Raw genomic sequence first — 20,888 nt, forward strand, 5'->3', positions numbered from 1 at the left:
GAGTGTGGTTTAAAAGAAGAAAAATCGCTCGCATACAAAAAAGAGTATCGCAATTGTATTTACACAATAACAATTCAGAAGTCTAATTAACTGTTTCGAAGAGAAATGTGAAAAAACAATTTCTGTTGCCGAGTGGCGATCTTTATGTTTGTGTCTTGTAAGAAGCCGGACAGAAGACGATTCCCTTCAGTGCCTCTTGAGCATGCAATATAAGTGAGATCAGCTAATTTGTCAATTTATAGCCGAAAAAAATACGCTATAGAGATATAGCGTATTTCATCTGTAACGTTCGGACTTAAACGTTTTCGTCAATGAAGCTAACGAGTTTAGAACGAGGTACAGCACCGATTTGCTGCGCTACTACTTCACCATTTTTGAAAAGTAATAAAGCAGGAATATTACGGATATTGTATTTCACTGCAGTATCTTCACAAGAAGTCACGTCAACTTTAACGATTTTTACTTTACCAGCATATTCACTTGATAAATCTTCAAGAACAGGTGCAATCGCTTTACAAGGTGCACACCAACCTGCCCAGAAGTCAACAAGTACAGGTGTTTCTGCATCTAGAACATCTGCTTGGAAGTTATCATCAGTTGTATTTACAATAGTCGCAGACATGGTACGGCTCCAATTTTTAGAAAAAAGTGCTATCACTATAGGAGGATATAATCTCTATCAGTATTACATAGCTACTTAGTTCAATGTAAGGGTTTGATGCTATTATTCAAGGCTTAATTAAATTTGTCTAATGGATGCTCACGATATTCACCATCGGCTTTTACAATCGTTTAACAAATCGAAAATTATCGATGGCTATTAATTGTTGATGAAAATGGCTTTTCAATTGCATTCTTGTGAATTACTCTAGGCGTGAATTGTTATGGGTTTAGTTCAATAATGTCTGACTTTCTGATTGATGAAGAATTACTTGCTGCCATAGATATGGGGTCGAACAGTTTTCACCTTGCCATTGCACGGGTAGATCACGGTGAAGTTAAAAAAGTGGCTTCAATGTCAGAAAAAGTACAGCTTGCAGCTGGTCTGGATGAAAATAAAAACTTAACAGAAGCTGCACAGCAACGTGGCTTGGCATGTTTGGCTCGTTTTGTCGGGCGTTTGGGGTCGGTTCAACCTAATCGTTTAAGAATAGTGGCAACAAATGCTTTGCGTCAGGCTAAAAATGGCCATGAGTTTATTCAAAAAGCTGCTGAAATTTTACCTAAACCTATTGAAATTATTGCAGGCCGTGAAGAAGCACGACTGATTTATCTTGGTGTATCTCACACGATGGCAAATGGTGGACGCCGCTTAGTTGTTGACATCGGTGGTGGGTCTACTGAGTTTATTATTGGCGAAGAATTCGAGCCGATTTATACCGAATCATTACAGATGGGTTGTGTAGCATATACTAAAGCCTACTTTGCTGATGGTGAAATTACCCAAAAAGCTTTTGATAAGGCAGTGGTTGCTGCGCGCAAAGAACTTTCAGCGATCGCAACAACTTATAAGATGGAAGGTTGGGATACTGTTGTTGGTTCTAGCGGTACAATTAAAGCCTGCCGTCAAATTATGGTAAATATGGGGTTAAGTGACGAGCAAGAAAATGTTACTCGTGAAGGCCTCTATAAACTTAAAGATAAGTTGCTCAAGTTCAAAAATATTTCTGAAATTGATTTTGAAGGACTTAGAGAAGATCGACGAGCAGTTTTGCCAGCCGGATTGGCAATTTTGTACGCAGTTTTTGAAGTATTAGAAATTGAACATTTGGCATATTCTGATGGTGCATTACGTGAAGGAGTCATGTATGACCTTTTAGGTCGTTTTAAGCATGAAGATATCCGAGATCGTAGTGTGCAAGCCCTAATGGGACGTTATAACGCTGATCCGAAACAAGCAGAACGAGTTGTGAATACAGCTCAACACTTATTTGATGGGGTAGCAGAATCTCTGAATTTAACCAGTGAAGACAGTGACTTACTGCGCCGTGCAGCATATTTGCATGAAATTGGTTTAGCAATTAGTCATGGTGGTTATCATCGTCATGGTGCTTATTTATTACAGCATTCTGATATTCCTGGTTTCTCACAAATTGATCAAAACCATCTTTCACATTTAGTTGCTCATCATCGTCGTAAATTACGTAATGATGTAAAAAATGAAGTTTTAAAGGCGGGCGGTAATAAATTACTCTACCTAAGTTTATTACTTCGCCTTGCAGTTTTACTCAACCATAGTCGCAGTGATCAGATGCTTCCTGCCATTGAATTGACCATCATAAATGATCAACAATGGCAGCTTAGTGTTTCTGGTGATGCCAAACAATGGCCATTGTTAGTTGCCGACTTGCATGATGAGCAAGAGCAGTTTAAGCATTGGGACATTGAATTGAATATTCAGTCGGAAAAATTTATCGATTAAAGGGATAATATTCGACCTATGAAAAAAGCTACTCAGTCCAAAGCGTGGACAACGGTTCAAATTGCACGTCATCCTGATCGTCCGCAGTTTCTAGATTATGTCGGTGAAATCTTTACAGAGTTTGATGCCTTGCATGGTGATCGTTTGTTTGGTGACGATGGTGCGATGGTAGGTGGTCTTGCTCGTTTTGACGGTCAACCTGTGATGGTCATTGGACAACACCGTGGTCGTAGTACCCGTGAAAAATTAAAGCACAACTTTGGTATGGCGAACCCAGAAGGTTACCGTAAATCTCAGCGTTTACTAGATATGGCTGAGCGTTTTAATCTTCCGGTTTTTACGTTTATTGATACGATGGGTGCATATCCAGGTGTTGGTGCTGAAGAACGTGGACAAGCTGAAGCAATTGCCACTAGTCTTGCTCAACTTTCAAGTTTGAAAGTTCCTGTTGTTGCAACAGTACTCGGTGAAGGTGGTTCTGGCGGTGCTCTAGGTATTGGGGTTGCTGACCGTGTGATTATGCTATCACATAGTATTTATTCTGTGATTTCACCAGAAGGTTGTGCATCTATTTTATGGAAGACTGCTGAAAAAGCAGCTCAAGCGAGTGAAGCTTTAGGTTTAACAGCAGATAAACTACAATCTCTAGGTATTGTTGAATATGTAGTAGATGAAGGCGAAGGAGCTCATTTAGACCCTGAGCGTGTGATGCAAAACCTAAAAGTAGTTTTAAAGCAAGCTTTGGATGAATTGCTACCGATGGATGCAAATGAACGATGCGAAGCACGTTATCAACGTTTAATGAAGTTTGGCAGCGAAAATTTAGGCATCACGTCTTAAAGCAGGCTCAAGAGTTTTCAGAAAATAGTTCTTTTCTTATTGGATGTAGTGGTGGCATGGATTCAATGCTACTACTACATTTAATGACTCAAATTTTCCCTCAAAAGATCCGGGTAATTTACATTGATCATCAACTGCAAGAACAAAGTGCAGAATGGGGGAAACTTGTTGCCAGTCAGGCAACAAGTTTAAATATTTCTTATATTATTCAAAAAGTACAGATTTCTGATGGGAATCTGGAAGCTCAAGCACGTCAAGCACGTTATCAAGCTTATCAGCAACATTTACAACAAAATGAAATTCTATTGCTTGCTCATCATCAGCAAGATCAGGCCGAAACAGCTATTTTACGTTTATTGTCAGGTACAGGTGTAGATGGACTTGCTGCAATGCAAGCCATTGATTACCGTGAAAATATGACGATTTGGCGTCCTTTTTTGGATTTAACACGTGAGCAAATTGCTTCTTGGGCTGCTCAGCTTGAAGTGAAGTATATTGATGATCCAATGAATTATGATACCCATTATGACCGTGTGTGGTGTCGTGAAGAGCTTTGGCCATTTTTATCAAAAAGATTTCCAAAAATGCAGCAGGCGCTGAGCCGAACCAGTTATCTCATGCAGGATGCTTCCGAAATTTTAGAAGAAGTTCTGAAAAATGATTGGCAATATTCGGGTTCAGCTGATTATTTAGATTTAACGAAATTATCCGAGTTATCTTTTGCACGACAGCGCCAGTTACTTTCTGCATGGATGAAGGGTGATGGGCAATATCGGCCTGCATTTGAAATGGTCGAGCGCTTAAAAAAAGAAGTCATTGATTCTAAATCTGATGCACAAGCCGCTTTACATTGGAACCAGTTTTATTACGTCCGTTATCAAAATATTCTTTATAGGTTAAGTAAACAGATTTATCTTGCTGAAAAATTAAATCCGGTTGAAGCTGAACTGGAGCATTCATTTAAATTACAAGAAGAATGGCAGGGCGCAGCAGGGCTGTTCAATATTGAGAGTAAAAAAATTGGTTTAAGTCATTCTTTATTGAATAAAAAATTGAAAATAATTCGACGTCAAGGTGGGGAAAAGATTCATCTATATGGTCGTGTTGGACAATGGCCGTTAAAAAAAGCGATTCAAGAAGCACATATTTTGCCTTGGCTTCGTCATACAATTCAAATATTAGTCATAGATAATGTTATGCTTGGGGTTTTTACACCGAAAGGATTTTGGTTGGCTCAGTCTCCGTATTGTGAGCAAGGAGGATGGCAACCAGATTTAATTTCTCATTCTTGTGATCTGGTAAATGGCGAATATGGTTATGACAAGTGCAGTAAATAGTAATATCTGTTTTATTGGTGGTGGTAATATGGCTCAAGCGTTGATCGGCGGGCTGATTTCAAGAGGTTTGCCGCCAACACGTATTACCGTTTCAGATCCAGTTGAACAAATCCGTCATTTATTACAAGAAAAAGAAGTTCATGTAACCCAAGATAATGTGGCTGCAATTAAAAATGCGGATGTTGTCGTACTTGCGGTAAAGCCACAAGTTCTAGCGAATGTTCTACGTCCGCTGAAAGGCTTATTATCGGATAAACTGGTTATTTCCATCATTGCTGGTGCGGAAATTAAGACAATATCAAATCTTATTGATAGCGAACGAATTGTTCGTGTTATGCCGAATACGCCAGCATTAGTTCAAACTGGCGCACATGGTATTTATGCGAATGATGTAGTTGGTGCTTCAGACCGTGAATTAACGAGTCAAATTTTAGCAGCAACTGGTTTAACAATTTGGGTAAACTCCGAAGCTCAAATTGATGCGGTAACAGCAGTTTCAGGTTCAGGCCCGGCTTACTTCTTCTACCTCATGGAAAGTATGATCCGTGCAGGTAAAAATCTAGGCCTAGATGAAAAAGTTGCAACTGCTTTAACTCTTCAAACAGCATTAGGTGCGGCTCAAATGGCAATTACGAGTTCAAATACTCCGTCTGAACTACGTAAAAATGTGACATCACCGAATGGTACAACACAAGCTGCACTTGAAGTTTTTGATCGTGCACAAATCTCTCAAAATATTCAATCTGCATTAGCTGCTGCACAGAAACGTAGTCAAGAATTGGCTCAAGAACTGAGTGACAGTGCAAAATAGCTTTAATAGGATAAGACAACTATGGGTGCAAATTCTGCGCTAATTTTTGGAATTTTAATTAACGTTGCGATTTTATTGGTCTTTTTCCGGTTCTTAATGCAATTGGCGGCAGTAAGTCCTTATAATCCTGTGGTTTTATCGACAGTAAAGGCGACGAAGATTGTTGATATTTTTGGCCGAATTTTTCCAACAGTCGCAAAAGGCCGATTCAATTTAGCCGCGTTAGTTCTTTTAATTATTTTATATTTACTGAAAATTTTCGGTGTGATGTATCTTTCAGGTTCAATGCCAAATAGTCCGATTCATTTAGTGATTCTGACATTTGTGACAATGATCCAAGATTTGATTCGTTTCTGTCGTTATTTAATTTTTGCGACAATCATTTTGAGTTGGGTGGTGATGTTCACTCAATCTCGTTCACCTTATATTGAAGTCATTCAAGATTTGGCAGAACCATTATTAGCGCCGTTCCGTCGCTTACTGCCTAATATGGGAATGATTGATTTGTCGCCAATTTTGGCATTCTTAGCGCTCTATATTGCTGAGATCTTAATGAATGAAGTTGCTAAAGTTCTTTTAACTGGACTTTAAGTTGAGACGATAAAAAGGGCTGTATTTCACAGCCCTTTTTTATTGGTTTATTGATGACTTAGTGTGCATCATCCCAGTTTTGCCCTTGCCCAACTTCAACTACTAAAGGCACAGAAATTTCGACAACGGATTCCATAACACTTGCGATTTGCTTAGAAAGTTCTTCGGCAATGTTTTGATCGGCTTCAAACACTAATTCATCGTGTACCTGAAGTAGTAGTTTTGCTTGATCTTTTGGCAAGATTTTATCAACTGCAATCATTGCAAGTTTAATAATATCAGCTGCACTACCTTGTAAAGGCGCATTGATCGCAGCACGTTCAGCAGCCTTACGTACCATCACATTTCGAGCATCAATATCTGGTGTATAAAGACGACGTCCTAAAATAGTTTCAACAAAGCCTTGCTCCGATGCTACTTGGCGGGTACGTTGCATGTATTCATAAATACCCGGATAGCGTTGGAAATATTGCTTAATATAGTTTTGCGACTCTTGACGTGTGAAGCCTAACTGACGAATTAAGCCAAACTCGGACATACCGTAAAGTAAACCAAAATTTACAGCTTTGGCTTGGCGACGCTGATCGTTTGTTACATCTTCGATCGCAATACCCAATACTTCTGCAGCAGTACGGCGGTGAACGTCTTGTCCGTGCTGGAACGCATGTACTAAAGCATCATCTTGAGAAAAATGAGCCATTAAACGAAGTTCAATTTGTGAGTAATCGGCTGCTAGTAAAACTCGTCCTTCTGGTGGAATGAATGCTTTACGAATTTGACGGCCAATTTGTCTACGAATTGGAATATTTTGTAAGTTAGGATCCGAAGAAGATAGACGACCTGTCGCTGTGAGAGCTTGGTGATAACTTGTATGTACGCGATGGGTATCGTTATGAGATTGTTCAACTAGACGGTCAGTATAGGTACTTTTTAGCTTTGCTAACCCACGATGTTCTAGAATAATTTCCGCTAATGGGTGTTCGATTTTTTCTAAAACACTTTCACTGGTACTGTATTGTCCAGTTGCAGTTTTTTTACCACCTTTAATACCTAATTTATCAAATAGGATTTCGCCTACTTGTTTAGGTGAAGCAATGTTAAAAGTTTCATCTGCAATTTCCATAGCCTGATTTTCAAGGCCTTCCATGGTTTTTGCAAATTCAACACTTAATTTATCTAAGAATGCATGATCTAAACGAATACCATCTTCTTCCATGCCTGACAAAATTCGGGCAATCGGCATTTCGATATTATATAAAATATTTTCTAGCTCAGGATGTGCTTTAAGTTTATTTGAAAGGACTTCATATAAACGATAAGTCACATGTGCATCTTCGGCTGCATAATGAGCTGCAACTTCAATCTCAATTTGATTAAAAGTCTTCTGTTTAGCACCTTTACCAGCAATTTGTTCAAAAGTTGTGGTTAAGTGACTTAAATAGACACGAGCAACATCATCCATACCGTGACGAGTTGCTGCTGCATTTAATACATAAGATGCCAGCATGCTATCGAAATACCAGCCTTTAAGTTCTATACCGTGATTAGCAAAAATGTGCGCATCATATTTAAGGTGATGACCGATTTTTTTAACCGCTTCATTTTCTAATACTGGCTTAATTTGAGCCAGAATTTGTTCACGATCCAGCTGCTGTGGCGCATTTTCATAGTTATGTGCTAAAGGCACATAATAGGCATCTTTTGCATCAAAGGCGATTGAAAAACCAACCATTTCGGCAATACGGTAATCAAGACTTGTGGTCTCTGTATCAATAGCAAAATGATCGGCATTTTGCATGCGTTGCCAGAGTTGATCCCAAGCTTCTTGAGTTAAAACAGTATGATAATTTGCAGTCCCAAGCTGATCATCTTGACTAGTTAAGCTAGCTTGATCTTCTGTTTCTATTGTTTCAGCAGGTTTAACTTCATTTTGAACCACGGTCTGTGAAGCTTGCTGTTTGTAGCTTGAGCTATTTGGGTTGTTTGGATGATCAAGCGACTGTAATTGGTTTCTAAACTCGAGCTCAGTGTATAAATTACGCAAAGCCTCTACGTTTGGATCAGTAAGCTTTAACTCATGCCAGTCAAGTTCTAAAGGAAGATCACACACAATACTGGCTAACTGGTGATCAAGCTTAATATTGTCCAAGTTATCTTTAATATTTTGGCTAAGTTTGCCTTTAAGCTGGTCTACATTCGCAATGATATTATCTAAAGTGCCATATTCGGTCAGTAACTTGGCTGCTGTTTTTGCTCCCACGCCAGGCACGCCCATAATACCGTCAGATGCATCGCCCATTAGAGTCAAGTAATCGATAATCTGATTCGGCCAAACGCCAAACTTTTCAAATACGCCATCGGTATCCATTACGCGATCTTTAAAGCTATCTTCTAATTTTACATGGTCATTGACGAGCTGAGCCATGTCTTTATCTCCGGTTGAGATCAGTACATGATGCCCCTCAAGTACGGCACGTTTAGCCAGTGTCCCGATAATGTCATCAGCTTCAGCACCCGGAAGGCTATATAAAGGAATTCCTTGCGCTTTAATTAGAGCGTGTAAATATGGAATCTGTTGAGATAACTCTTCCGGCATAGTCGGGCGGTCACCTTTATAAATAGGTGAAAGCTTATGACGGAAAGTTGGCTCAGGCGTATCAAAAATGACGGCCATATGTGTTGGTTGCATACGGCGCATTAATTTTTGAATGGCAGAAATTGCCCCACGTATTGCATTGGTATGTAACCCTGTAGAGGTCGTCAATGGTGGTAATGCATGATATGCACGAAATAAAAAATAGGACCCATCAACCAAGACAAATGGTGGCATTGAACAATTCCTTAATTTGAATTAGGGGTATTTTACGTGAAAACGGCTATGAATGCAGGTTTATGATTTTTGCAGTATTTTGTATGTATAAATATACGCTTGTATTGGCTTGAAGTAAGATGATATGTAATGAAGGTGTCACATTGCTAAGCCCATGTATAAAAAAGACAAACAGGGAATGATCGTTGTTGTGATCGCTTTGACTTTGTTTTTAGCCATTTCAATTGGTTTTAAATTTCAGAGTGCCGTTGTTGCTTTATCTATTGCTCTTACTGTCATACTAGTTCAGTCGTTATCAAATCTACATCAACGTTTAACTCATTTAGAACAACAGTTTTCTCGGCAGAGAACCCCACTTTATTCTATTCACATACAACGCACAGTCATTTATGTGGCTGCTTTAGTTGCATTAGTTGCTTATATCAATCATTGGATGTGGATTGCTGGTGGGGCATTACTGGTTTTATTGTTATGTTTGATTCAAACTATTAGTACATTTCATACTCGTCTATTGTTCCTCGAGTCAGCCAAGCAAACAGTAAGTGTAAATGAATCTATACATACAGAAGTGATAATGCCTGTATCAGAGCAAGCTGATCCAAACAATATTACCGAGCCAGCTTTACCTGAAACAACCGCTTTAGATCAAGAAGAACAAATAGCTCGTACACAGACCACCGCATGGTGGCAACCAGCAGTCGATTGGATGATTCATGGTAATCCAATTTTAAGAGTTGCTGTTGCTGTGCTTATGGTTGGGGTGGTGCTCTTACTGCGTTTTGCCAGTGAGCATTGGCAGTTGAGCTTAGGTGTGAAACTTGGTTTTATTGCCATTGCAGGAGGTGTATTAACAGCATTTGGATATACCTTGCAAAAGAAAAACCAGTTATTTGCTGTGGCGTTGCAAGGTGTCGGGTTAGCAATTGTCTTTCTAACGCTTGTGTTCTCACATCATTTCGGTGTAATCGCAAGTCTAACTACAGCGAGTATTTTATTTGCTATTTTATTATCAATTACGGTATTCCTGAGCTTAAAACAACAAGCTATTTATTTAGCAATACTGGCACTCGGTATGGCTTATGCGGCTCCTTTAGTGATTCCGCAATATCGTCCTGATGTGATTTTTCTATTTAGTTACTATTTTGTCATTAATCTTGCGGTCGCTGTCGTTAACTTTATTCAGCCATGGAAAGTTTTAAATCAAATTGCTTTCTTTGCCACAATGTTTATTGGTGGTAGTGCAATCGCATTTTATGCCGAGCCAGCAAAATTTGGCACATTAGACTGGATTTTATGGTGTCATATTGCTTTGTTTATTTGGTTAAGTGTTCGTTATAGCCAAAATATATCTCGGGTTTCAGCACATGAAAAACAAGAGGGGATTCGTGTACCTCCACTCTTAGATGTTGGCCTTATTTTTAGTGTTCCTGTATTAGGCTTTACACTTCATGCTTATTTAGTTCATGAGTCGACCCAAGCTTTGACGATTGGTGCTGCTGTATTAGCGTGTACTTATGCGGTATTAACTTATTGGATTAAAAAATCCCATCCCCAACTTTCAGTTCTTGCAAAAAGTTTTTTTATACTCGCGGTTGCTTTTTTTGCCTTAATTTTTCCACTCGCAAAAGGGGCGCACTGGACTGCTATTGGCTGGGTTGCACAAGGTACGGCTTTAATCGTTTGGGGAGTAACTGAGCGCTATCGTTTAAGCCGATATATTGGCATAGTTTTAGTTTTACTCAGTTCACTTGCACTGTTTTATCAGGTTTGGGCAAATGAAGAGTTTCCAACGCTAAGCACTAGCATTTATGCAATTGCTCAATTCATTTCTGCTTTTTATTTATTGCAATACAACAGTAAAGAGCAACGCTATTTTAGCGCAAGTATGTTTAGCGGTATTTTCTTATGCTTAGGTATGTATGCGGGCGCCGTAGCTGGTATAGAAATAATGGCATGGCATCATCATGGTTTAAGTCCGTATTTGATCTTCGCTGTAGCCCTAATCGCAATATTTAGTGCTATTGTTCACTATAAACTTCGTGTGCAATGGCAAAGTTTGCAGTTAATTTTAATTAGCCTGTTACTGTTGTTAATTTTGGGGGAGGTCTCTGTTAGTCAAGTATTTACGTTGTTTAAATGGGTAGACTCATTACAACAAACTACTTTCCTAGTCGCTACAATTATTCTGAGCGGTTTATTTATTATGGCTCAACCGCAGACGGGTGAGTCTGGATACTTAAAAGTCTGGGCTGGTTTAAGCTGGTTAGCGTTAGCGATAGTTGGCGTGGCTATTTTCCCAAAAATGCCAATAGTCGCTTTGGCTTTTGTTCCTGTGGCTTATTCGCTTTGGGCTTATAAAACTCATAAAACGACACTATTGCATCAAATTCCGGTGTGGTGTTTAAGCTTGCTGTGGTTGCTTGCGGTGAGTATTGATAGCCATTCTGCCGAGTACCTTTATTTTATTCCTTTAATTAACTTAACGGACTTTCTTTCAATTGCGGTATTTGCAGGTTTACTTTTTATTATTTATCAACACGATTTTGATCAAGATAAGTCACTGGAGTGGACTTTTAAAATTACAACAATTTTAGTGGGCTTACTGGTATTTAGTAGTGTAGTCGTCAGAAGTTTGCACCATTACTGGGCAACACCGCTATGGAGTGTTTCAATTTGGACGAATGGTGTAGTACAGCTAAGTTTGACCTTACTTTGGGTTATTTTGGCATTTGTATTAACGACATTCTCTAGTCGAAAAATGATTCGTCAACTCTGGTTTGTAGGCGCTGCACTTTTAGGGATTGTTGTATTAAAGCTGATTTTGCTTGATCTATCGCAAAGTGCAACGTTAACTCGAGTTATTTCATTTATTGGAGCAGGTGGGGTAATGCTGATTATTGCTTATCTTGCACCATTACCACCATCATCCTCTGTAAAGAAGAATCAAGAGCCTAAGCTTTAGGCTCTCTTTTTAACTCTTTTTGATTACTGTATTGATCGATATCGTCTTCAGCAAAAATAGTAGATGGTCGATCAATTAATCCCATTTTAGGAACAGGAATCTCAATTTGGTTATCTAAAAAGCCATTTCGGATACGTTCTTGCATTTCATCTCGAACTTTTAAAGAATTTTCTTGGCGGCACCACATTGCAAATAAAAGCTCAATCGATGATTCCCTAAATGCAGTTACTGTAACCGCAGGTTTTGGGTCATCTAACACGAGTGGGTAATTTGCTGCGACGTTAAGTAGAACCTCACGGACTTTAATAATGTCTTCATGAAAATTAATGGCGAGTGTAATTGGAATACGGCGTATCGGGTATTTAGATAAGTTGTGTACAGGGGCACGAATAAGTTGTTCATTCGGTAAACGAATATAAACGTTGTCGAGTGTAAGTAATTTTACTGAAAGCAAATCAATTGAGATGACTTCACCTTCGATGGTATTGCCACGAATGAGGGTGATTTGAATGGTATCACCGACTTCAAATGAACCTTCACCAATCAAAAATAAACCACTAATCAAGTTACTGGCAGAGGTTTGCGAAGCAAAACCGAGCGCTACTGTTAAGATCCCCGCTGCCCCTAGGAATACACTAAGTTTGAACCCGGCTTCTTTTAAACTCGTCATAATGAAGAGTAAGAAAATAAAATAGAAAATACCGCGGCGCCATACCAGACGCTGATGAGCATTAAAACGTGAGCCAACGGTTCTAATAAATGTATTTGAAATAATACGGGCAAGGACAAAACCAATAAAACAAAGCACAACACCGACTAAAATTTCACTGATACGTTCGGTGTTAATATTGGTGAATATACTTTTGAGGCTATCAGCGATATCTCTAGGAATATTTGAATCAGCCATAGAACCCCCTTAAAAAAATGAATCAAACATATTAAATAGTGCACCGCCAGGTGAACGTGGGGGATGTACGTAAGTCACTTCACCTGCAAGAGGTGGTGTACGGTTTTCAATTCGTATACGAGCTGGACGGTCAGACCCTTCATAATAAACTTTAATCTGTGAGGTCCATAAGCGTCCCGTACTTTCACTATAAAATAGCGGTAGGACGGTAACCGGAACATTCATACGATCAAAGCGTAATTGATGATTACTGGTATTGTGAAAATCAATCGGCGTAACTGCTCTAAAAGCACGTGGTGTTAATAGATTTAAATCGGTACGTCCATCAACAGAGGTGGCATAGCAAATTTCACCTTGCTGTGCATTGGGTCCAAACCATGTATCTTTAGGCTGAATTACAGGAATCTCAAATAAAGGTTCATGCTGACTTTCAACTAAACCTGCAATCCATAACGGGGTACTAATATAAAGAGTCCCTCGCTGACCTGCTGGAATATAAATTGGATCAACAGGTTTAATCACAACAGATCGGTCTGCTAAACGAGGCATGAGTAAAAACTTTGGATTAGTTTTCCGAAACATGTAACGTTCGACTTGCACAGAATGTGGAAAACCAAAATTTGCATCCGTTATGATGTGCCAATCTTGCTCATTATCATCTTGGAGAGTGGGACGATAATATTCGATACGCCATTCTTTTATGCCCCGCGTTAAACGAAAGAGCATTGAACCGAATTGCCATGCTTTGGACTGGTTAATTTCAAAGTGCTGTTCACCCCACCATTTTAAAGAATTCTGGGGGCGAGGCTGATATTCATTATTTTCAAACAAGACGTAAAATTCCTCTACCGAGTTGTTAAACAGACTTCACGCTGTAATCTGCTTAGAGTACACTCAAAATCATCTTACTCATCATTATAAATTGTGATGCAAATATTGAAACAAATACAAGTTCCATATAGTTTTGCCAAGCGTCATGGTGTTTTATTTCGTTATGACGGTGATCAAGTTTTTATTGTTAGACGTCAAAATACAGAAAAAATTGCATTGCAGGAAGCAAGACGAATTTTGGGGAAGCCTGCACATTATCACCTATGTACTGAACAAGAGTTTAATAGCTTATTAAGTACGAGTTATGCTGGTGACACAGGGGAGTCGCAACAAGTTGCAGCAGGTCTAGAAGATCATCCAGATTTATTGAGTTTGGCCGATCAGGTTCCTGAAACAGAAGACTTAATGGACCAAGAAGATGACGCGCCTATTGTCCGTCTGATCAATGCACTTCTATCAGAGGCGATTCGAGTTGGTGCTTCTGATATCCATATTGAAGCTTTTGAAAAAAAATTATCCGTTCGTTTGCGGGTAGATGGTCAATTACGTGAAATTGTACAGCCGCGCCGTGAGTTGGCACCGTTACTTGTTTCACGTATTAAAGTTATGGCGAAACTAGATATTGCCGAAAAGCGTGTGCCGCAAGATGGACGTATTTCTTTACGACTTGCTGGACGTGAAGTTGATGTGCGTGTATCTACTTTGCCTTCGTCTCATGGCGAGCGAGTTGTTATGCGTTTGCTTGATAAACAAGCGGGTCGCCTTAATATGACTCACTTGGGTTTAATGGCAAATGACTATGAGCGTTTAACTCAATTGGTGCATCGTCCACACGGAATTATTTTAGTTACAGGTCCTACGGGTTCGGGAAAAACCACTACCTTATATGCAGCTTTATCTGATTTAAATGATAATACGCGCAATATCTTAACTGCCGAAGACCCAATCGAATATCAACTTGAAGGCATAGGGCAAACACAAGTTAATACCAAAGTGGATATGACATTCGCTCGTGCTTTAAAGGCAATGTTACGTCAAGATCCAGATGTTGTAATGGTTGGTGAGATTCGTGATTTAGAAACTGCTGAAATTGCAGTACAAGCATCATTAACAGGTCATTTGGTTTTATCGACACTACATACCAATACTGCTATTGGTGCGGTTACTCGTCTTAAAGATATGGGAATTGAACCGTTCTTACTTTCAAGTTCTTTAATTGGGGTCGTTGCTCAGCGTTTGGTTCGTACCTTATGTCCACATTGTATGACATGGCGTGAAGCCGATACTTTTGAAAAGCAGGTTTTTCAGCATATTTCGCATGAGCCAACTTTAAAGTTACCGGAAGCTCAAGGGTGTGAGCAATGTTCCCACTTAGGGTTTAATGGCCGTACAGCGATTTATGAAATTGTACCTATTGATGAACCTATGCGCCGACTCATTCATGGTAATGCAGCAGAGTTTGAATTAGAAAATCATGCCCGTCAGTATTCTGGTTCTATTCGAGATGATGGATTGCGTAAAGTGCTCTCAGGCAAAACTACACTTGAAGAAGTACTTCGTGTAACTAATGAAGCAAGTGAAGCATAATACGAAAGATATAAAAAATGCCCGATAATATTCGGGCATGTTTCAATATGAATAATTATTCAGTCACAATATTAAAAGTTACATCAATATTGTTACGAGTCGCATTTGAATATGGACAAACAATATGAGCTGCTGCAACTAATTTTTCAGCTTCTTCGCGGTCCATACCAATTAAATAAACATTTAAAGTAACTTCAATACTAAAACCTGTAGGAATTGGACCAATGCCAACTTCACCTTCAACATAAGCATCTTTACTAATGTTGAATTTATCGCGGTTAGCAACAAATTTTAAAGCCCCTAAAAAGCATGCTGAATAACCCGCCGCAAATAATTGTTCTGGGTTGGTTACAGCACCACCAGCGCCACCCATTTCTTTAGGTACACCAAGTTGTACGTCTAATACACCGTCTGATGAAGTTGCACGACCATCACGGCCACCAGTTGCTTTAGCTTTTGCACGATACACAACTTTTTCTAAAGACATCTTTTTATTCCTAAATTAAATTGAATGCAAATATATCGTACACGACTTAAATATTTTGACAAGTTAATTTTGTAAAAAAAGTGGTGATTATTTAGCTATATTTGTACGAAGCTGTGTCAGTTGATCTTTTAGGCCGAGTAACGTGGTCATATCACAAGAACTTGCTTCCAATATATGAGCTGGAATATTCACTGCCCGTTCTTTAAGTTTTTTCCCATTTTCGCTTAACGTAATAATTACTTGTCGTTCATCTTCTTTTGAACGAGTACGATTAACAAATTGCAGTGCTTCTAGCTTTTTTAAAATTGGTGTTAAGGTGGAGGACTCTAAAAATAACTTGCTGCCAATTTCTGAAACAGTAATCTCATCTTTTTCCCATAAAACCAACATCACCAAATATTGAGGATAGGTAATACCTAATGGAGTTAAAAGTTTACGATAAAGTTGATTAAGAGCTAAATTTGTTGAATAAATGAGGAAACATAATTGATTCTCAAGCTTTAAGTTTTGACAGTCTTGGTCCATATATTCCTCAGAAAACTAATGGGTGCTTTTCTAGTATATCGCTTTATGTTTAATTTCTTAAATGCTCATAATTCTGAGTTATTGATAAAAATCAGATAACGCAAAAAAAAGAGTAATCAAAGGATTACTCTATAACTTTAAAATATGAATTTGAAACAATTACCAGAGGTCAGCAATTTTTTTCATTAAACGAGCACGGTATCTTGCAGTTGGATTGTTCTCATCGCGTTGTTGCTCTTGTTCGTAAAAATCCTGCCAAGCAGTAATCATTTCCAAGGTTGTGCCTTGTTTTTTTATCATAGAAACATCAGCTGGTTGAATGTTTTCTAAACGTTGTCTTGCACCTTCAGCACCAGTTCCCCAGCCAATAATTCGTTGCCCAAAAGCAGGAAGAGGAATATTTTTTGGAGTAGGTGGAAAAGTATTTTGTTTAAGCTGTAAATTTGGAGAAACAAAATGATTTGTTGCACCGAAATCCGCTGCGTAACAGTGAATATTTGCCCCTAAGCAAAAAATGCTAAATAAGTATTTCCACATGAATAATTAAGCTTTTAATAGTGAATTAATTTACGATGAGTCATTAAAGGCATTGAAGTGCGAACAAGTTCTTGAGCAGCTAAATCAAAAGGTACAGTAATTAAACCATTACCTTCATGTTCAATCATACTTAAAATTTGTCCACGGCTATCAGTTGCTCCTGCATGTCCCCAAGTTTGACGTTTTTCCCCATGCCAACCTTGTTGTGCCGCTCCTAAAACATAGCATTGGCTATCCATTGCACGTGCTTGCAACAACAGCTGCCAGTGCATTTGCCCTGTTGTATAGGTAAATGCTGCTGGAGCAGTCAATAGATGAGCGCCTTGTTGTCTGAGGGTTAAAGCTAATTCGGGAAAACGCAAGTCATAACATACCATTAGGCCGATATTGCCAAAAGGAGTAGATGTGACTACAACGTCTGTTCCAGGCTCAAAGAAACGGGATTCTTGATATCCACCGACAGCATCGCCAACTTGTACATCAAATAAATGTATTTTGTCGTATCGTGCTTCTGTACCTTCAGGACTGATACATAAGCTTACTGTGCGCACGCGGCCATCTTGAATGATAGATCCATCTGGACGGAATGGGCAGGGCAGAGTACCTGCAACAATCCAGATTTGATATTGATGCGCAAGTTTCTCAAGTCTTTGCTGGATCGATTCAAATTGCTCAGCTGTTTCACGCTGTTTACCAGCAGCGAAACATACAAAGTTCTCGGGAAAAACAATTAAGCTAGCATTTTGAGCCTTGCTTTGCTGAATCAATGACTCAATTATTTGAAAGTTGCTTTCAATGTCATCTTGAGAATTCATTTGAACAACTGAAACAAGAGTCATATACAAATCCCGATTAGCAATAAAATTTAGGCATTTTGCTTATCAGATACTTGTTCAAGCGTATCTTGTTCTTTCTGCAATTGCTTAACAAGTGGCTCAAACATATTCTGATTATTTGCATTGAGTTTCATCAATGTCTTATGCGCATCCAGAACAGTTCTTAGCATCGCATTATGAGTAATGTGTTCATCCGTTAACGTTAAAGTACAAACGTTAGGATCGCCACAATAATTCAGAATGACAAAAACCTGCCCTAGCCCCATGCTGTTGGCTAAGGTTGTGATATCTGGATTGGTAGATAGCATCACAGCTTGAATATGATGAGTCTGTTTCAGTTTTAAACCTAGCTTAGCTAAGATACCTAATACAGTACTATCAATAAATGTTGTTTGGGTTAAATCAACGATTGCACCAACAACATTCTCTTGCTGTTCAATTCTGTTTAAAAGTTTGTCTAGACTTATACAAGAATGGGCTCGCACTTCACCAATAAGTTTGAAAATATGCGTTCCATTTAAGCTTGCATATTCAACATGACCTGTTGACATATAAATGCCATTTTCAGAGAAGGATAGAAAAATTATCACATAGTGCCATCTCAGACTCAAGAGTCCTTAAGTCGTATATTTTTTAATTGTTTGATTTTTAAATTAATTCATTCGACAAAGACTAAAGATGGCAATGTCATCAGCAACATGATCAGGGGCTTGGAATGATTGATTTTGCAAATGTTGAACCAATTGTTGAAATTGATCATTCAATCCGCCATCAAATGGTTCTAATGCTCCATCTGAACAAACTATGAAACGTGCATGACGATTTAATGTGCAAACGTGTTCTTCAACTTCTAGTTCGTCAGTTAAACCCAAAGGAAAGCTACTAGTTGTTAAAATTTTTGGAGGTTGATTAGGTTCAAAAATAATTGGAGGAGGGTAGTGACCTGCACTAGACCAACGAAGGCTATGTGTTTCCAGATTTAAAATACCAACTACAATCGTAATATGTTTTTCAATATTCTCTTGAACTAACATTCCATTTAATTTTTTAATCAACTGTCGCGGTGTTTTTGAACGACCATGAAAGGCAGCCATCCATGAAGTTAATAAACTGCTTGTAACACCGTGTCCCGATACATCGGCTAGATAGAATAAAACCTCTTTATCATTTAATTTCCAATAATCATACCAGTCACCTGATAGATAGGCGGAAGGTTGAAAAAAAGTTTCAACTTCATAATTTAATAAATCAATAGGATTTGGTAATAAACGTTTTTGCAATTCTGCGGCGGAAGGTAAATCGCGACTATCTTGATTGCGTTTATATTGAGCATCAATCCTTGTTAATGCCTTGTTTAAATCTTGAGGTAACTGGTTCCATACCCATCCCGCAAGAGCACCTGCTTCCCATGCTTGAGCTAAAGCACTACCTTCATGCTCAAAAGCAATCACAATGGTAGGTAAACGCCATTTATGAGTCAGGAAATCTTGTACATCTGCAATTGCGATAATTGTTGGATCATATAAATCGAGATCATCTATGTGAATGACTTGTAAGTCTGGTAATGCTTCCAGAGCTTGCTCTAAGAAAGGAATAGAGCGGGTCGGTTTAATAAAATACATAGAAGATATGGTAGTCCTTTTACAAGATCACTTTATCCATCATAGAGGATGTATGATCAAAATCAAGGTATTGCCTTTTTATATGAAGACTACAATACCTTGATTTCTTCTTTAATTATTTTTTAGTTTTAGTTTGACTATCATCTGGTACATCTTCAGATTCGTCATCATCAATAAAAGATACGTCTGCTGAATTACCTTTTTTCTCAGCAATCTGGAAAGCCTTACGTTGGAGATACAAATCGCGAATCATCGCATATTGATCACCTTGTATGGTTTGATCCAAATCTAGATATTGAGCACGTGTATCAATGGCCTGTAAGACATTAGTTGACCAGTAAAGACCATCTTGGTTATCCATGATGTACTTTTGTGGACGAGCCTGAGAATCTACAGCTAAGCCAATCCCATCACGTAATGTACTCGGTCCAAAGAAAGGCAACATCAAAAATGGCCCAGAAGGAACGCCATAATAACCAAGAGTTACACCAAAGCTTTCATCTTCAGGCGGAAGGCCTAAGCGACTAGCAGGGTCAGCTAAACCTAAAGTTGTTAATGTATTAACAGTAAATCGGCCGAGTGTTTTTGCTGCACGCCCAGGGCGTCCTTGAATTAACTGGTTAACAGCATTCCATGGCTCTCCAAGATTTTTACGGAACTGACGATAAGAGCCACGCACATCTTCTGGAGTTTTCTCATTATATTGAACTGCAACTGGACGAAGAATATTGCGATCCAACATGTCATTAAAAGAATAAATCGGACGGTTTAATGACTGTAATGGATCTTTTACTGTATCCGGTTGAGCAGCGTTTGCATTAATTTTTAAATCTTTAGCTTTTAGTGCTTTCAAGTCTTTAATAATTTGTGAACGGGGGCGGCCCTGCTGAGCCTCTGTCGAAGTAGCATCTTCCGGACTAGCGGCAGATTCTTCAGTAAGATTTTCCTGAGCGTGTGCTGAGGTATAAAGACCCACAGTTAATAAGCTCGATAATAGTAAATTAGAATAATTCATATAATTCCTTAACCGCTAGCCAGGCTCTGTTCAATATGCAGTTGGATAGAGATATATTTTAATACAGAAGCGATAAGCTATTATCAATGTAAAATTGGTCAAATAATATAGAAAAATGACTAAAAAGCCTAAAAAATGATCTGTTGATGCGTGGGGTGTTAAAAAGGTATTGCAAAGGGATTTGGATGGTCTATAATGCACATCCATCGGCGGTGATGCAGATAGAAACTTGTTGAAAAACAGTTACTTGAGATTAAGTTGGTTGCTTTAAGTGATGAATTTGATGTTAAGTTGGTTTGAAAGATAAGTTTTAAAAATATCGAAATTACCTGTTGACTTTTAAGAGATTAAGAGTAATATAGCCGACCTAGCTTGCTGGTGACGAACCAGGAAGAAGATCATTAAGAGAATTGAAGAACAACTTGTGTGGATTTTTACTGATTGATTAATCGAAATAATTTTCATTGATTGATTGGTTTAAATTACTCGAAGTTTATTTGAGCGAAATTTAAGTCAGTAATTGATGAGCCAGAATTGGCACCTTGTCTATAAATAAGGTGCAAAATGATTTTAACTGAAGAGTTTGATCATGGCTCAGATTGAACGCTGGCGGCAGGCTTAACACATGCAAGTCGAGCGGGGAAAGGTAGCTTGCTACTGGACCTAGCGGCGGACGGGTGAGTAATGCTTAGGAATCTGCCTATTAGTGGGGGACAACATCTCGAAAGGGATGCTAATACCGCATACG

At 38.7% G+C, this 20,888-nt stretch carries 18 protein-coding genes and 1 rRNA gene; 8 read left to right on the top strand and 11 right to left on the bottom strand.

Features of this window, described 5'->3' with window-relative positions:
• Window positions 1-295: 295 nt before the first annotated feature.
• The gene (gene trxA, locus J671_RS09005) at window positions 296-622 is read right to left on the bottom strand and encodes a thioredoxin (protein WP_002054512.1); all 327 of its coding nucleotides are present in this window, start codon (window positions 620-622) and stop codon (window positions 296-298) included.
• Window positions 623-901: 279 nt separating this feature from the next.
• On the opposite strand from trxA, the gene ppx reads away from it, so the two are divergent.
• From ppx to J671_RS09030, 5 genes are read left to right on the top strand one after another with little or no spacing between them, the layout of a single operon-like run.
• Window positions 902-2,422, top strand: coding sequence for an exopolyphosphatase (ppx, locus tag J671_RS09010; RefSeq protein WP_002054555.1), 1,521 nt, complete (start codon window positions 902-904; stop codon window positions 2,420-2,422).
• An 18-nt stretch (window positions 2,423-2,440) separates the two neighbouring features.
• The gene (locus J671_RS09015) at window positions 2,441-3,262 is read left to right on the top strand and encodes an acetyl-CoA carboxylase carboxyltransferase subunit alpha (RefSeq protein WP_002054564.1); all 822 of its coding nucleotides are present in this window, start codon (window positions 2,441-2,443) and stop codon (window positions 3,260-3,262) included.
• On the top strand, window positions 3,199-4,599 hold the full coding sequence (gene tilS / locus J671_RS09020; RefSeq protein WP_081404855.1) for a tRNA lysidine(34) synthetase TilS: 1,401 nt from the start codon (window positions 3,199-3,201) through the stop codon (window positions 4,597-4,599). The genes J671_RS09015 and tilS overlap by 64 nt, the downstream gene beginning before the upstream one ends.
• On the top strand, window positions 4,574-5,410 hold the full coding sequence (proC, locus tag J671_RS09025) for a pyrroline-5-carboxylate reductase (protein WP_081404856.1): 837 nt from the start codon (window positions 4,574-4,576) through the stop codon (window positions 5,408-5,410). The genes tilS and proC overlap by 26 nt, the downstream gene beginning before the upstream one ends.
• 21 nt (window positions 5,411-5,431) lie before the next feature.
• Window positions 5,432-6,001: a YggT family protein gene (locus J671_RS09030; RefSeq protein ID WP_002054582.1), complete on the top strand. Its 570-nt coding sequence runs from the start codon at window positions 5,432-5,434 to the stop codon at window positions 5,999-6,001.
• Window positions 6,002-6,059: 58 nt separating this feature from the next.
• Here the strand turns inward: J671_RS09030 and polA are convergent, their stop codons facing one another.
• Complete coding sequence (gene polA, locus J671_RS09035; RefSeq protein ID WP_031982053.1) at window positions 6,060-8,831, bottom strand: DNA polymerase I; 2,772 nt, start codon at window positions 8,829-8,831, stop codon at window positions 6,060-6,062.
• A gap of 154 nt (window positions 8,832-8,985) precedes the next feature.
• Here polA and J671_RS09040 point away from each other — a divergent pair, with 154 nt between their 5' ends.
• Window positions 8,986-11,793: a DUF2339 domain-containing protein gene (locus tag J671_RS09040; protein WP_031982054.1), complete on the top strand. Its 2,808-nt coding sequence runs from the start codon at window positions 8,986-8,988 to the stop codon at window positions 11,791-11,793.
• Here the strand turns inward: J671_RS09040 and J671_RS09045 are convergent.
• Together J671_RS09045 and J671_RS09050 are read right to left on the bottom strand one after the other, a co-directional pair.
• Window positions 11,783-12,700, bottom strand: a complete 918-nt coding sequence (locus J671_RS09045; protein WP_004883114.1) for a mechanosensitive ion channel family protein — start codon at window positions 12,698-12,700, stop codon at window positions 11,783-11,785. The two genes, J671_RS09040 and J671_RS09045, sit on opposite strands and share 11 nt — an antisense overlap.
• A 9-nt stretch (window positions 12,701-12,709) precedes the next feature.
• Window positions 12,710-13,531: a hypothetical protein gene (locus J671_RS09050; RefSeq protein WP_031982055.1), complete on the bottom strand. Its 822-nt coding sequence runs from the start codon at window positions 13,529-13,531 to the stop codon at window positions 12,710-12,712.
• A 96-nt stretch (window positions 13,532-13,627) separates the two neighbouring features.
• Here J671_RS09050 and gspE point away from each other — a divergent pair, with 96 nt between their 5' ends.
• Window positions 13,628-15,118, top strand: a complete 1,491-nt coding sequence (gspE, locus tag J671_RS09055; protein ID WP_031982058.1) for a type II secretion system ATPase GspE — start codon at window positions 13,628-13,630, stop codon at window positions 15,116-15,118.
• 55 nt (window positions 15,119-15,173) lie between these two features.
• On the opposite strand, the gene J671_RS09060 is transcribed toward gspE, so the two are convergent.
• The 7 genes from J671_RS09060 to J671_RS09090 form a co-directional block, all read right to left on the bottom strand.
• The gene (locus J671_RS09060; RefSeq protein WP_000051124.1) at window positions 15,174-15,605 is read right to left on the bottom strand and encodes an organic hydroperoxide resistance protein; all 432 of its coding nucleotides are present in this window, start codon (window positions 15,603-15,605) and stop codon (window positions 15,174-15,176) included.
• Window positions 15,606-15,692: 87 nt separating this feature from the next.
• Window positions 15,693-16,130 (bottom strand): MarR family winged helix-turn-helix transcriptional regulator, encoded by a 438-nt coding sequence (locus J671_RS09065; protein ID WP_004710519.1) that lies wholly within the window; start codon window positions 16,128-16,130, stop codon window positions 15,693-15,695.
• Between the two features lie 159 nt (window positions 16,131-16,289).
• Entirely contained in the window at window positions 16,290-16,667 is a 378-nt protein-coding gene (locus tag J671_RS09070; protein ID WP_002054542.1) for a DUF4951 domain-containing protein, read from the bottom strand.
• A 14-nt stretch (window positions 16,668-16,681) separates the two neighbouring features.
• Entirely contained in the window at window positions 16,682-17,506 is an 825-nt protein-coding gene (locus J671_RS09075) for a carbon-nitrogen hydrolase family protein (RefSeq protein WP_002054557.1), read from the bottom strand.
• A gap of 26 nt (window positions 17,507-17,532) precedes the next feature.
• Window positions 17,533-18,054, bottom strand: coding sequence for an anti-anti-sigma factor GigB (gene gigB, locus J671_RS09080; protein WP_000103065.1), 522 nt, complete (start codon window positions 18,052-18,054; stop codon window positions 17,533-17,535).
• A 102-nt stretch (window positions 18,055-18,156) separates the two neighbouring features.
• The gene (gene gigA, locus J671_RS09085) at window positions 18,157-19,125 is read right to left on the bottom strand and encodes an RsbU family protein phosphatase GigA (protein WP_002054548.1); all 969 of its coding nucleotides are present in this window, start codon (window positions 19,123-19,125) and stop codon (window positions 18,157-18,159) included.
• Window positions 19,126-19,240: 115 nt separating this feature from the next.
• Window positions 19,241-20,140 carry a VacJ family lipoprotein gene (locus tag J671_RS09090; protein WP_004883104.1) on the bottom strand — a complete coding sequence of 300 codons (900 nt, stop codon included), beginning with the start codon at window positions 20,138-20,140 and terminating at the stop codon, window positions 19,241-19,243.
• A 571-nt stretch (window positions 20,141-20,711) separates the two neighbouring features.
• Here J671_RS09090 and J671_RS0104300 point away from each other — a divergent pair.
• A 16S ribosomal RNA gene (locus J671_RS0104300) occupies window positions 20,712-20,888 on the top strand; the annotation flags it as partial.

This window comes from Acinetobacter sp. 1130196, from assembly GCF_000588095.1.
Taxonomy (GTDB): Bacteria; Pseudomonadota; Gammaproteobacteria; order Pseudomonadales; family Moraxellaceae; genus Acinetobacter; species Acinetobacter nosocomialis.

Coding starts and splice junctions, on each gene's coding strand:
- trxA (WP_002054512.1), bottom strand. CDS start 622: ATGTCTGCGACTATTGTAAATACAACTGATGATAACTTCCAAGCAGAT.
- ppx (WP_002054555.1), top strand. CDS start 902: ATGTCTGACTTTCTGATTGATGAAGAATTACTTGCTGCCATAGATATG.
- J671_RS09015 (WP_002054564.1), top strand. CDS start 2,441: ATGAAAAAAGCTACTCAGTCCAAAGCGTGGACAACGGTTCAAATTGCA.
- tilS (WP_081404855.1), top strand. CDS start 3,199: ATGCGAAGCACGTTATCAACGTTTAATGAAGTTTGGCAGCGAAAATTT.
- proC (WP_081404856.1), top strand. CDS start 4,574: ATGGTTATGACAAGTGCAGTAAATAGTAATATCTGTTTTATTGGTGGT.
- J671_RS09030 (WP_002054582.1), top strand. CDS start 5,432: ATGGGTGCAAATTCTGCGCTAATTTTTGGAATTTTAATTAACGTTGCG.
- polA (WP_031982053.1), bottom strand. CDS start 8,831: ATGCCACCATTTGTCTTGGTTGATGGGTCCTATTTTTTATTTCGTGCA.
- J671_RS09040 (WP_031982054.1), top strand. CDS start 8,986: ATGTATAAAAAAGACAAACAGGGAATGATCGTTGTTGTGATCGCTTTG.
- J671_RS09045 (WP_004883114.1), bottom strand. CDS start 12,700: ATGGCTGATTCAAATATTCCTAGAGATATCGCTGATAGCCTCAAAAGT.
- gspE (WP_031982058.1), top strand. CDS start 13,628: ATGCAAATATTGAAACAAATACAAGTTCCATATAGTTTTGCCAAGCGT.
- J671_RS09060 (WP_000051124.1), bottom strand. CDS start 15,605: ATGTCTTTAGAAAAAGTTGTGTATCGTGCAAAAGCTAAAGCAACTGGT.
- J671_RS09065 (WP_004710519.1), bottom strand. CDS start 16,130: ATGGACCAAGACTGTCAAAACTTAAAGCTTGAGAATCAATTATGTTTC.
- J671_RS09070 (WP_002054542.1), bottom strand. CDS start 16,667: ATGTGGAAATACTTATTTAGCATTTTTTGCTTAGGGGCAAATATTCAC.
- J671_RS09075 (WP_002054557.1), bottom strand. CDS start 17,506: ATGACTCTTGTTTCAGTTGTTCAAATGAATTCTCAAGATGACATTGAA.
- gigB (WP_000103065.1), bottom strand. CDS start 18,054: ATGTCAACAGGTCATGTTGAATATGCAAGCTTAAATGGAACGCATATT.
- gigA (WP_002054548.1), bottom strand. CDS start 19,125: ATGTATTTTATTAAACCGACCCGCTCTATTCCTTTCTTAGAGCAAGCT.
- J671_RS09090 (WP_004883104.1), bottom strand. CDS start 20,140: ATGAATTATTCTAATTTACTATTATCGAGCTTATTAACTGTGGGTCTT.